Here is a 13,040-nt window from a genome sequence, read left to right as displayed (position 1 = left end):
GCCAATAGCCTCAGCGACTCTTCCAGCGCACCGAATACAGATCGAAACGGCGGTCATTCAGGTTCTGCACCGTGCCCTGGTTCCGGGCCGTGGTCAGCGCTTCGAGCCGCAGGTCGGCGATCGCCACCATCTCGGTATTCGGGGTCGTATCAGCGGCGATCCCGTCACGATCGAAACCGAAATCGCAGGGCGTCAGGATACAGCTCTGGGCGTACTGGATATCCAGGTTCTCGACCCCGGGCAGGTTCCCGCAGTTGCCCGATACCACGACGTAAGACTGGTTTTCGACCGCCCGCGCCTGGCAGCAGTAGCGCACGCGCAGGAAGCTCTGGCGCTCATCGGTGCAGGAGGGCACGAACAGGATCTGCGCCCCCTGGTTGGTCAGATGGCGCGCCATCTCCGGGAATTCCGCGTCGTAGCAGATCATCACGCCGATCACGCCGCAGTCGGTCATGATGCTGGTCACCTCCGAGCCCCCGGAGATGTTCCACCAGTAGCGCTCATTGGGCGTCGGGTGGATCTTCGACTGCTCGTGAATCGCGCCGTCGCGGAGAAAAACATAGCAGATGTTCTGCGTATCACCGGAGGGCAGCTTGGTCGGATGCGAGCCGCCGATGATATTCACGTTGTAGCGCACCGCGAGGTGCGACATGAATTCCTTGAAGCGCTCGGTGTAGCCGGTCAGGTAATCGATCGACTCGGCCGGACCCAACGGGTGTTCTTCCAGCGACAGCAGCTGCAGCGTGAACATTTCGGGGAAGGTGACGAAATCCGCGCCGTAGTCGGCCACGACATCGACGAAGTACTCGATGTACTGCTGGAACTGCTCGAACGAGTTCACTCTGCGCAGTTCGTACTGGACCGTCGCGACCCGGACGGCATCCGGCAGGCGCCCGCTGCCTTCGCCCTGCTCCTGGTCGTCGGTCTGCGGCACCTGCGGATTGCGCCAGACGAGGTGGGCGGCATGGCCGAGCGACGCGGTGTCGTCGGGGAGGTAATCGTGCAGGATGCCGATGAACTCGAACCCGTTGCGCAGCTGGAAAGACAGGACCGGATCGCGGATCTTCTTGTTCTGCACCTGCTCGACGTATTCCTCGGGGGTACCGACGCGACGGCGCCGTTTCGCCAGCCCCGGCAGGCGCCCACCGAAGACCACGCCCTTGAGGCGCAGGTACTGACACAGCTTCTTCCGCTCGTTGTACAGGCGCTGACCGATCCGCAGATTGCGGAACTCCGGATCGATGAAGACCTCCATGCCGTACAGCCAGTCGCCTTTCGGGTCATGGCGGGAGGCAAAACCGTGCCCCGTGATCTCGTCCCACCGATGCGGCGCCAGCGCCAGTGCCTCACGGGTCAGGAAGGTGGCGCAGTAGCCGACGATCTGCCCTTCGTACTCGGCCACGAACTGCCCATCCGGGAAGCTCGTGACCTGTCCGCGGATCATCGCCGGCGAATAGGCCTCTTCCTCCGAGTAGACCTTGCCCGACAGGCGCGCGATCTCCGCGGCGTCGGCAGGGCGCGCGTTGCGGATAACCAGCGAGGGACGCTGCTCTTTCTTCGTGGCCGCCATCGGGATCCGGAGCCCATTTGTCGCAAAAGAGCGCGCATTGTAGCGAAGCGGGACCGGATTGTCGGCCATGCGCGCGCTTTCGGTCGCCCATGGAATGCCGATGGACGGATCCGGCGCTGGTCGTGTGGCGTCGCGGTGTCACGCTAAGCTTCCATGCAGTATTGTTCGGCCTCAGAGCCATTGCGCTGTTGGCTGGCAAGGCGCGGGAGCGAAAGCGTGCTGCCGGCACGTTGAGCGAGCGCAACGCCGTCAGCCGGCAGCGCAATGGCTCCCTACGGGCGCGTGCCCGGGCCGCCGTGCCGGCGTTACTCGTCGGTCATGTGGTGGCGCCACACTCCCTCCTCGTGCCTTGTCACGACGACCCGGGCACGCGCTGAGACCGGACAATACTGCATGGAAACTTAGTAAACCCGCGCCATGTCTGCCCGCTTGCTGCTACCGACCCTCGCCCTGCTGGCGCTCGCGAGCCTCGTATTCGCCCTTATGGCGGGCGCGGTCGAGGTCCCCGCGGCCGCCGTGTGGAGCGCGCTGACCGGCCCGCCGGAGGACACGGCCACACGGATCGTCGCCGAACTGCGGCTTCCCCGGGCCCTGTCTGCGTTCGTCGTCGGTGGCCTGCTGGCGCTCGCTGGCGCGCTCATGCAGGTGCTGCTGCGTAACCCGCTGGCCGACCCGTACGTACTCGGCATCTCCGGCGGTGCCGCCGTGGCCGCGCTGGCGACGATGATGGCCGGCTTCGGCGCATTCTGGGTATCGGTCGACGCCTTCGCCGGGGCGCTCGTATCCATGCTGCTGGTATTCGCGCTGGCCCACGGGCGCGGCGGCTGGACACCGACCCGGCTGCTGCTGACCGGCGTGGTGCTGGCCGCGGGCTGGGGCGCGCTGATCAGTTTCATGCTCGCGGTCAGCCCCGAGCGCGATCTGCGCGGCATGCTGTTCTGGCTGATGGGCGATCTCGCGCATGCCGGGGCCCCGATCTGGAGCGCGCTGGCCCTGGCCGCGGGGCTGCTCGCGGCCATGGCGCTCGCCCGACCACTCAACCTGATGGCGCGTGGGGACCTGCAGGCGCGGGCGCTCGGGGTCTCGGTGGGACCGCTGCGCCTCGGGATCTACTTCATCGGCTCACTGCTGACCGCCGCGGCCGTCACCGTCGGCGGCACCATCGGCTTCGTCGGCCTCATCATCCCGCACGCGGTGCGCCTGATCGCCGGCGCCGACCACCGAACGCTGCTGCCGGCGGCCGTGCTCGCCGGCGGGACCCTGCTGGTGTTCGCGGACGCGCTGGCACGCATCGTGATCGCCCCCCAGCAGTTGCCGGTGGGCGTGTTGACGGCAATGATCGGGGTCCCGGTGTTCCTGTTCCTCCTGCACCGCGGTCCGCGCCGAGGGTTGCCATGAGCCTGCTCGCTACCGAAGACCTCGCCATCGAGATCGGGGGCAAGCGCATCGGCGGCGAGCTCGATCTCGCGTTCAGGCCGGGCGAGAGCTGGGCGGTACTCGGCGCGAACGGCGCCGGCAAGACCACCCTGCTCCACACGCTCGCCGGGCTGCGACCGCCCACGGAAGGCCGCGTGCTGCTCGACGGGCAGATGCTCGCCGGCATGCGGCGCCGTGCCATCGCCAATCGACTGGGCATTCTGCTGCAGGCAAGCGAGGACCCGTTCCCGGCCACGGTACTGGAGACCGCCCTGATCGGGCGCCACCCGCACATCGGCCCGTGGCGCCAGGAAGGCCCGGAAGACTATCGGCGGGCCCGTGAGGCCCTCATGGAAGTGGAGATGGACGCACTGGCCGACCGCCCGATCGACACGCTCTCCGGCGGCGAACGGCGGCGGCTCGCCCTGGCGACCCTGCTCACCCAGGACCCGTCGGTCTATCTGCTGGACGAACCGAGCAACCACCTGGATCTGCATCACCAGATCCGGCTGCTGGGCCACCTGCGCGGCCGCGCCCAGCGCGACGGCGGGACACTCGTTATGGCCCTGCACGACGTCAATCTCGCGGCCCGCTTCTGCGATCACGTCGTGTTGATCTTCCACGACGGCCAGGTCCGCCACGGCCCGGCCCCGGAACTGCTCCAGCCAGGCCATCTGACCTGCCTCTACCACCACCCCATCGAGGCGGTCGAGGTAGCCGGTCACCGGGCGTTCGTGCCGACCTGAAGTACCCCGCTCCACCGGGCCGCCTCCCCCATCGACCGGGCCCCGGGCGGACCGGGGCCGGCGCTTGACCCCCGATCCGCGAGTGCGTAATTTCCGCCGATTCGTTCCAGGTGACCCGGCTTTCAGGCTCGGGTTGAAACGGGAAGCCGGTGAGAGTCCGGCACTGCCCCCGCAACGGTAAACGGGTGGGGTCGCCAGAAAAGCCACTGCGCACGGCGCGGGAAGGCGGCGACCTCGGGTACGCGACACGTGCCACCCCGTGAGTCCGGAGACCGGCCTGGGATACGTACGGAACCCGCGGCGGGCGGGGCACCGGCGGCCGGTACTTCTGCCCTCCGCCAGCCTCTCCGCCGTCTGTCATCCCCGGGGAGGCTCACCGAATGTCCCGTTATCCGTGCATGGCGGCGGTCGCCGCGCTGGCCATCCTGTTCCCACCGACCGCCAGCGCGGCCCAACTCGTCGGTATCGTCTCCGACCGCTCCGCCCCTGCCATGGCGGCGGCCGCAGAGGCGTTCGACGACGCGCATCCGGGGCACGAACTGGTGCTGCGCACACCGGAGCAGCTGGCCGAGCGCACCGATGCCGCCGTGGCGCAGCTCTGGGCCGACGCGGACGCCGTGCTGTTCGGAGCGGTCTTCGGTGAAGCCGCCCCGCGCTTCGTACGGCTGCTCGATTCCAACCCTCCTCCCGCCACGGCGACCGTTTTCGCGGTCTCGAGCGACCGGCGCCTGACCACCGCCAGCCGGATCGACGGCGAGCGCCCACTGGCCAGGCTCGACGCGGCAACCCTCGACAAACTTACGTCCCAGCCCGACGCCGACGAAACGCTGACCGAGCATTTCACGGCCCTCGCCGACCCCCATGAAAAACAGGCCCATTGGCTTCGCGGCCGGCATTACTGGCAGGCCCGCGGGCGCGACAACCTGCGCGCCCTGATCGGCTGGCTGCTGGCCCCGCACACCGAAGGCATCGACCCGGCCGCACCGGGCGATCGCCCCGCCGTACGCTGGCTGCACGACGGCGACATGGTCGATCCGGATACCGCCGGATTCGATGACGAGGGTGGCGTCGTGGTCGTTCTGGACTACGACACCGGCGACCGCGTGGGCCATCGTGCGGTCCACGACACCCTCTGCGACAGAATTCGCGAGCGCGGCCTTCAGTGCGTATCGGTGCTCGCCCAGTGGGGTGAGACCAGCGTCGAAGCGCTTGATGATCTGCGCGAGCATCTCACCCCCGCACCGCTGGCCGGAATCGTGACGATTCAGGATTTTGTCGTGGGCGGCGGCGAGGGTCGCGAACAGGCGGTCGAGGCATTCCGCGATCTCGATGTACCCGTCCTCAAGGCCGTGCGCCTGACGGAGCGCACCGAGGCACAATGGCGCCTGTCGCCGGAGGGGCTCCCGTTCGAGAGCGTGCACTACCGGGTGGCCATGCCCGAGGTCCAGGGCCAGAGCCAGCCCAGCGTCATCGCTGCTGCGGAACCACCACGGATCGACGAACTGACCGGCGTGCGCCTGCGACTGGTTCACCCCATCGCCACCGAAATCGAAGCGGTCGCCGAGCGGCTGGACAACTGGCGCTCGCTCCGCACGACCGACAATGCCGACAAAAAACTGGGTGTGGTCTTCTATAACCACCCACCGGGGCGCCACAACATCGGCGCCGACAACCTCGACGTGGTCGATTCCCTGTACGACCTGCTGCATGAATTGAAGGACCGGGGCTATACCGTCGGTGAGCTGCCCGGCTCTCCCGAGGCCCTGCTCGATATGCTGCAGGAACGCGCCGTCAATCTGCCGGAGAATCGCAAGGCGCTCGATGCGATGAGCGAACGCGTACACACGGTGCCCGGAGATGAGTACCAGCAATGGTTCCGGACACTCCCCGAGGCCGTACAGCGCGAAATGACCGGCGGCCCGCTGGCACGGCTGATCCCGGAGGTCCGTGCCGCGCTCAACGCCGAGGCGATCGACATCGCGCGCGATCTGATCGAACGCACGCTTGGCGACACGGAGCACATGATCGAGGGCGTCGATCACGAGGCCAGGGAACGAGCGCTCGATCTGCTCGATCAGCTGCATGCCGCCTATGACGCCCTCGTCGACGGCAAGGACCGGCTCGACCGGATCGAGCGCCTCACCGCGGCGCTGCAGCGCACCGGCATCGAGGCGCTCGGCGGCTGGGGCGAGGCGCCCGGTTATGTCATGGCGCACGAAGGTGAACTGCTGCTGCCGGGGATCCGATTCGGCAATGTATTCGTCGGGCCGCAGCCTCCGCGGGGCTGGGAACTCGATGAAGAACTGCTGCACGCCAATACGACCTTCCCGCCACCGCATCAGTATCTGGCGTTCTACGAGTGGCTGCGCAACGATTTCAACGCGGACGCGCTGGTCCACTTCGGGCGCCACTCGACCTACGAGTTCCTGCCCGGCAACCGCGTCGGCATGCGGGCCGAGGACTATTCACGGCTCGCGCCGGGCAACCTGCCCGGCGTCTACCCCTATATCGTCGATGGCGTCGGAGAGGGCATCCAGGCAAAACGCCGCGGCCTCGCCGTCATCGTGGATCACCTGACACCGCCGCTGGCGACCACGCCACTCTACGATCGCCTGCTCGAACTCCGCCAGCTCGTCGAGAGCTACGAGTCCGCGGAGGGCGGCGAGCAGGACACACCGGCCCAGACACGGGCCCTCAAGGAAATCCGCCGCCTGATCGACGAGCTCGACATGAAGCAGGCACTGGCCAAGAGCATGCAGGATATCCTCGACAAGCGGGATATCGCTTTCGAGGACGTCGAGGGGCATCTGTTCGTGCACGAGGTCGGTCACTACCTGACCAAAATGCAGGAAGACTTCATGCCCCAGGGCCTGCATATCTTCGGACGTCCGTGGCAGGAAGACGCCATCGACACCATGATGGAATCGATCGGCGATTCGGCCAAGCCGGAAACACGCGAACAGCTCACCATCTCGCCGAAGCGCGAGATGGATGCCCTGTTCGCCGGGCTGGACGGTCGCTTCATCGCCCCCGGCAAGGGCAACGATCCCGTACGTTCGCCGGAAGTCCTGCCGACCGGCCGCAACTTCCACGCCCTCAATGGCAGCCTGCTCCCGACCCGGCTGGCCTGGAAGCTCGGCTCCGATATGGCGCGGCGCGCGCGCGAAGACACACCCCACAAGGGCAGCGAGGCGGTCGTACTCTGGGCCTCGGATACGGTGCGCGATGACGGCGCCGTGGTCGCCTTCGGTCTGAACATGCTCGGCATCAAACCGGTCTGGAACAGCCGCGGCATTCTCCAGGGCATCGAGCGCATGGAGTTGCCGGAAGACCGCGTCCGGCGCGATGTCCTGTTCACCACCTCCGGTCTGTTCCGTGACCTGTACCAGAATCTGCTGGTGTGGCTGGACCGGGCCGTCCTGCTCGCGCTGGACGCCTCGACCGAGACCATCCGCGAGCGACACCCGGACCTCCGCCCGGCGCTCGCGAACGCGCTTGAACCGCTCGGGGAGCTGCGCAATCCGGGCAGCGAACCCATTGAGACGAACCGCATCGCCCAGCACTGGATCGCCGCGGCGCGCAGCGCCGTCGACGACGGGACCGACCCGGCCGCCGCCGGTCGCGAGGCGGCCCTGCGGGTCTTCGGCGACGCCCCGGGTGGCTACGGCGCCGGCGTCAATCGCCTGACCGAGCGTTCCGGTGCCTGGGACAAGCGCGCCGAGATCGCGGACGCGTATATACAGCGTATGGGCCATGCCTATGGCGACGGCGTCAGCGGCCGGTCGGCCCATGCGGCATTCCGGCAGGCCCTGTACGGCGTCGAGCGCACCTATCTGGGCCGCGCGACCAATGTCTACGGGCTGCTCGATAACAACGACGCGTTCGACTACCTCGGTGGTCTCAACCTGGCGGTCGAGAGCGTCAGCGGTACCGCACCACGCAACCGCGTCGTCGACCACTCGGATCCGGACAATCCCAGCGTCGAAGCGCTGGAGAGTGCCGTGCTGGCCGAGCTGCAGGGACGTTACCTGAACCCCGCCTGGATCAAACCGCTGATGAGCCACGGCTATTCCGGTGCCCGCACGATGGGCTCGAAGTTCCTCGAAAATTTCTGGGGCTGGCAGGTCACCAACCCGGACATGATCACCGACGGCATGTGGCGAGAGATCAAGTCGGTCTATCTGGACGATCGCCATGACCTCGGCCTCGACAAGTTCCTGGAGGAAGGCCAGAGCGCCCACGTGAAGGCGAACATGCTCGCGGTGATGCTGGTCGCGATGCAGAAGGACTTCTGGAACGCCGACGCCGAAACGGCCGAACGGATCGCGCGCGACTTCGCCCGACTCGTCATCGACAACGGCCTCCCCGGCAGCGGCCACACGCGCCCGGACCATCCCATGCTCGACTGGATCGAACCGAAACTGACCGAGCAGCAGCGCAAGGCCATGCGGGAGATCCGCGCGGACGCGAAGGTCACGACACCGGAATCCGAGCAGGACCCGAGTTCCGTGCGCCAGATCGAGACGCGTGAACAGGCGCAAAAGAAGCAACAGAAACAACCGCCGCAGGAAGTCCAGGAAAAGCAGCCGCAGCAGCGCGACACCCAGGCCGACCAGCCCTGGGACTGGACCGTACTCAGCGCCGCTCTCATCGGCCTCCTGTTCCTCACTGGCGGACTGGCGGCCGGGCTCAGGGGCGGGACGGTTCGCTGACATCAGGACTGCTTTAAGAACCACGAATGAACACGAATGAACACGAATGGGCTCCTGGGATAGCTGCTGTTTCGGGAGCTTCGCTGATCCTCCTCGGAGCACGATCGGATATCGGAACCACAGATGGACACAGATAAAAGGACGTCGATCTAATGAGCAACTGGATCGGAACTGGCAAATCAGCACTCATCCACTCCTATCGCCACAATTCCGGTTTTGACTTTTATCTGTGTCCATCTGTGTCTATCCGTGGTTCTTCATTCGCATCTCCGCTTCCGCGCGGCCACAGCGAAGCTCCCGAGTGATCGACTCACCCAGGAGCCCATTCGTGTTCATTCGTGTTCATTCGTGGTTCCAGAATTTTTAAGCCCTTATAGCCCTTGATTAACCGAACCGGGAGAACCCCATGTTCGACTCCGCTTTGATTCCGCTGGCGCACGAGTTCGTGCGCTGGTTGCTTGTACCCACGATCGGCCTGCTGCTGGCGCTGGTCGCGCTGGCGTTGTGGGAGGTCGGCCAGGTGATCGGCGAGCGCCTTGCCGGACTGCGGCGGCTGCGTGAGCGCGGCAGCCTGGATGCGGTCGAGGCCTACGGGCGCCGACGGATCGAACGGGCCGACGTGCTGGCGCGAGTCGCGCCGATGCTCGGGCTGATGGGAACGCTGATCCCGCTCGGCCCGGGCATCGCCGCACTCTCCCGCGGCGAGTTCGAGATCCTGGCGCGCGCCGTCAGCGTCGCCTTCGACACCACCGTGATCGGCCTCGCCGTGGGCATTGTCGGCTTCATCATCGGCCGGCTCCGGCGGCGCTGGTACGACCGGGTCATGGGCGAGATCGAAGCGGCCAATGGAGACCACCATGCGGCGGCGTGACTGGCGCCGTTCCCGCTTTGATGATCCGGACGACGAGCCGCTCGGCCCGCTGTCCAATCTGGTCGATATCATGCTGGTGTTCGCCTGCGGCCTGATCGCCGCCCTCGCCGCGCAGCAGGCATCCGAATCGCGCAGCGGTGGCCGCGAGATCAGCGAGGGGCGGGAACTGCCCGACGTGCCCGAGGGGGTCGGTGAGGCGGGCAGCGGCTACGAGGCGGTCGGTCAGGTCTACCGCGATCCGGAGACCGGCAAGATGGTCCTCATCGACGAAAACCGAAGAGATCGACCGTAGGCGCGTCTTCGCCGAAGGCGAATGCGCGCAGCCAGTTCCATACCGGGCATCCGTGGCCAGCGACCGCGCGCGTCGGCTTCGCCAAAACGCGCCTACGCGGCCCGTCGCGTGAATCCGGCCTCGATTCCCGACGCCATTCTCCCCGTGCCGCACACGGAACAACGGCCGTCGCCCGCATCGGTTGAGTCGCGGGTGAACAACGCGTAATGTGAACGTTCTGTTTCAGGTGTTTCGGCGCGCAGCCGCGCGACGGATGAAACGGGAAGCCGGTGCGTGAACGTTTTCGACGCTCACAAGTCCGGCGCTGCCCCCGCAACGGTAGGCGAGTTGCGGTTCGATCACACGCCACTGGGTTGCTGACCCGGGAAGGCATCGAACCGCGGGCCAACGGCCCACTCGCGAGCCCGGAGACCGGCCTGGAACAGTACGCAGGATGGCGCGGGGGGCGTCATGCGCGTGCCGCCGTCCCGGTCGCACCGTTTCGTTCTCCCGTTCCATCCGTCCCTCGAATCAAGAGGCGCGGGTGAGCGCCTGGAGAACAATCCCGATGTATCGACATTGCCTGATCGGCGGCATCGCCGCCGCGTTTTCGGCCGTTTCCGTATCCGCACTGGCCGCCGACACGATCGCACCCGTCACCGTGACCGCAACCCGCTCGGCGGAGAGCGCCAATGAGTCGCTTTCATCCGTCACGGTGGTCGACCGTGAGGAGATCGAGCGCAGTCAGACCTCCAGCATGGGCGAACTGCTCAGCCGTCAACCGGGCGTGGAATTCACCCGCAACGGCGGCCGTGGCACCAACTCGAGCATTTTCCTCCGGGGCACCGAGAGCGACCATGTGCTGGTACTCGTCGATGGTGTCGAGGTCGGGTCGGCAACGACCGGTACGGCCTCCTTCGAGGACCTGCCGCTCGCCAACGTCGAACGCATCGAAATCGTGCGCGGCCCGCGCTCGAGCCTCTACGGCTCCCGCGCCATCGGTGGCGTGATCCAGATTTTCACCCGTGAAGGCGAAGGCGGTCATGCCACGGTCGGCGCCGGCACCCACGACCGCAGGCAGGGTTCCGCCGGTTACGGCAGCAAGAGCGACGGCACGAGCTTCAGTGTCAATGTCTCCGCGGAAGAGACCGACGGGATCGACGCCAGACAAAACAATTATGTACGCAATGGTCAAACCTGTGGATCGGCTTTCGTGTCCAATTGCAATGAACCTGACGATGACGGTTACGAAAACCAGAGCGTGAACGCCCGTATCAGTCAGGACATCGGCGAGGCGGTTACGGTCTCGGGCCGAATCCTTGCCACCGATTCGGAGGTCGAGTACGACGGCAGCTCCCAGAACCGAACCGAGAGCCAACAGCGTATATACAGCGGCCGGGTCGATGCGCGTCTCACCGGCAACTGGAATACCCGCGTCCAGTTGAGCCGTTCGACCGACGAGAGCGACAACTTCCTCAACCGTCAGCCCGCCAACACGTTCGATACCATCCGCGATTCGTTCGGCTGGCAGAACGAAATCACGCTCGGGACTTCCCAGATCGTGACGCTGGGCCTCGACGCCGAATCCGTGGAGGTCGACAGTAATCTCACATTCGCCGAGGACGAGCGCGATGTCACGGGCGTCTATGCACAACACCAGTGGACCGGGCACGCCTGGAGCAGCGAAGTCAGCCTCCGGGGGGAGGACTACGACAACTTCGACGATCCGGCCACCGGCAGCCTCGCCCTCGGGTACCGGTTCAGCGACTCGGTTCAGGCATTCGCCTCCTACGGCACCGCATTCCGTGCACCGACGTTCAACGAACTCTACTTTCCCGGGTTCGGGAACGACGATCTGGAGCCCGAAGAATCCCGCACGATCGAAGCGGGCCTCCGCGGCCGCTACCAGGCGATGCGCTGGCAGGCCACGGCCTACAGGACGGAAATCGATGAACTCATCGATACGGTATTCTCCGGTGGCCAGTTTGCCCCCGAGAACGTCGACGAAGCGCGTATCCAGGGGCTCGAGTTCACGGTCACAGCGACGACCGATGAGTGGGACGGCAACGTGAGCCTGGATCTCAAGGACGCGGAGAACACGGAAACGGGGCAGGAGCTTTCCCGACGCGCCGAGATCGGCCTCAAGGGCGGCCTCACCCGCGACTTCGGCGAGTGGTCCATCGGAACCGATGTGGCGTTCCAGGGTGACCGCTTCGACGATGCCGCCAACACGGTGCCGCTCGACGCGTACGCCCTGATCGATCTGCGTGCGAGCTGGGATTTCGCGCGCGACTGGAGCGCCCGGGTGAAGATCGCGAACGTCGGCGATACCGAGTACACGCTCGCCGATACCTACAACACGCTCGGGCGCACCGCCCTGCTCGAGGTCGCCTGGCGCCCCGGCTCAGCGGACTGATGCCATGCCCGCCGGCGTCACGCGCATCCTGCCTTTCGCGGCCATCTCGGCGGTCCTGCACGCGGCCGTCCTGATGAATGCGCCCGATCGGCTGGAGATCGCGGTGACACCCGGCGGCGATACGGGCCCGGTTGCCGTCCGGCTGGTCCCGTCCGGCGCGACCCGACCCGACCCGGCAGCGCAATCAGGCGTTGCCGGGGCCATTCCGGAACCGGTCCGCGATCGGAGCCGGCAACCGCAAGCGGCCAGGCGCGTGGACGAAGCCACGCCGGACGGGGCATCGAAACCGTCGGTACAGGAGGTCGTGGAACCGGATCATGTACAGGCGTCATTGGCTGAGCGGAGTACGGGCGAAGCGGCCCCGAAACCCTCCGGACAACAAAGAGCCAATACCGGCGCGGCCCAGGAGGCCGAGCAACGCAACCAATCCCGGTCGGCGCCGGCCGCGGAAGAGAAGCCCGTCAAAGCAACAGCGGACGAGAAGACCCGGACAAACGACGCTCCCGATACCCCACAAGCATCCGACGCCTCTGAAACGGTCGCCAGGTCCGATCAGTCGAAGCCGACCGAAAAGGACACAGCGGGCGCGACCGGTGCTGAGACCCGCCAGGCCCAGGCAACCAATCAAACCGCTGGCGCGGAGAGCGGCGAAGCACCGGAGCGAGATCAAAAGGCCGACACGCAATCCGGCGCGGAGGGTGCGAATGACCGTGCCCAGCTCGCGACTCGCGCCCGGCAGCAGGTGGAGATTCACTTCCGCGACCGCTTTCGCTACCCGCGGATCGCACGCCAGCGCGGCTGGGAAGGCCGCGTCGTTCTCACGTTCCGGCTCCAGCCCGATGGCCGGATCACGGATGTGGAAGTGGCCGAGAGTTCCGGGCGCTCGATCCTCGACGAAAACGCCCGCCAGACCCTGATCCATATCCAGCGTGTGCCGGAAATCGCCGACCGGCTGCGGGGGGAACCGCTGGAACTCGAGGTGCCGGTCACGTACCGTCTGCAACCCGCCTGATTGAACCGCGGCATCGTAGCCCGGAT

The 13,040-nt window shown here is 66.5% G+C and carries 8 protein-coding genes and 2 riboswitches; of the genes, 7 read left to right on the top strand and 1 reads right to left on the bottom strand.

Annotation, left to right across the window (positions count from 1 at the left end; all coding sequences use genetic code 11):
• Positions 1–10 precede the first annotated feature (10 nt).
• Complete coding sequence (locus A0W70_RS01890; RefSeq protein ID WP_070988263.1) at positions 11–1,570, bottom strand: GNAT family N-acetyltransferase; 1,560 nt, start codon at positions 1,568–1,570, stop codon at positions 11–13.
• Between the two features lie 417 nt (positions 1,571–1,987).
• Here A0W70_RS01890 and A0W70_RS01885 point away from each other — a divergent pair, with 417 nt between their 5' ends.
• The 7 genes from A0W70_RS01885 to A0W70_RS01855 all read left to right on the top strand — a co-directional run bounded on the left by A0W70_RS01885 (position 1,988) and on the right by A0W70_RS01855 (position 13,014).
• Complete coding sequence (locus tag A0W70_RS01885; protein ID WP_070987782.1) at positions 1,988–2,968, top strand: FecCD family ABC transporter permease; 981 nt, start codon at positions 1,988–1,990, stop codon at positions 2,966–2,968.
• Positions 2,965–3,732, top strand: coding sequence for an ABC transporter ATP-binding protein (locus A0W70_RS01880; protein WP_070987780.1), 768 nt, complete (start codon positions 2,965–2,967; stop codon positions 3,730–3,732). The genes A0W70_RS01885 and A0W70_RS01880 overlap by 4 nt, the downstream gene beginning before the upstream one ends.
• Positions 3,733–3,823: 91 nt before the next feature.
• Positions 3,824–4,027, top strand: a riboswitch (cobalamin riboswitch).
• Positions 4,028–4,112: 85 nt separating this feature from the next.
• A complete protein-coding gene (locus A0W70_RS01875; protein ID WP_070987778.1) occupies positions 4,113–8,444 on the top strand; it encodes a cobaltochelatase subunit CobN in 4,332 nt (1,443 codons plus the stop codon).
• A 406-nt stretch (positions 8,445–8,850) separates the two neighbouring features.
• The gene (locus A0W70_RS01870) at positions 8,851–9,315 is read left to right on the top strand and encodes a MotA/TolQ/ExbB proton channel family protein (protein ID WP_070987776.1); all 465 of its coding nucleotides are present in this window, start codon (positions 8,851–8,853) and stop codon (positions 9,313–9,315) included.
• Entirely contained in the window at positions 9,302–9,607 is a 306-nt protein-coding gene (locus tag A0W70_RS01865; RefSeq protein ID WP_070988262.1) for a hypothetical protein, read from the top strand. The genes A0W70_RS01870 and A0W70_RS01865 overlap by 14 nt, the downstream gene beginning before the upstream one ends.
• Positions 9,608–9,814: 207 nt before the next feature.
• Positions 9,815–10,041, top strand: a riboswitch (cobalamin riboswitch).
• A 113-nt stretch (positions 10,042–10,154) separates the two neighbouring features.
• Positions 10,155–12,002 carry a TonB-dependent receptor domain-containing protein gene (locus A0W70_RS01860; protein ID WP_070987775.1) on the top strand — a complete coding sequence of 616 codons (1,848 nt, stop codon included), beginning with the start codon at positions 10,155–10,157 and terminating at the stop codon, positions 12,000–12,002.
• A 4-nt stretch (positions 12,003–12,006) separates the two neighbouring features.
• Positions 12,007–13,014 carry an energy transducer TonB gene (locus tag A0W70_RS01855; protein ID WP_070987774.1) on the top strand — a complete coding sequence of 336 codons (1,008 nt, stop codon included), beginning with the start codon at positions 12,007–12,009 and terminating at the stop codon, positions 13,012–13,014.
• Positions 13,015–13,040 lie beyond the last annotated feature (26 nt).

Source organism: Halofilum ochraceum (assembly GCF_001614315.2).
Lineage (GTDB): Bacteria > Pseudomonadota > Gammaproteobacteria > XJ16 > Halofilaceae > Halofilum > Halofilum ochraceum.
This window is presented reverse-complemented; position numbering and strand designations above follow the sequence as displayed.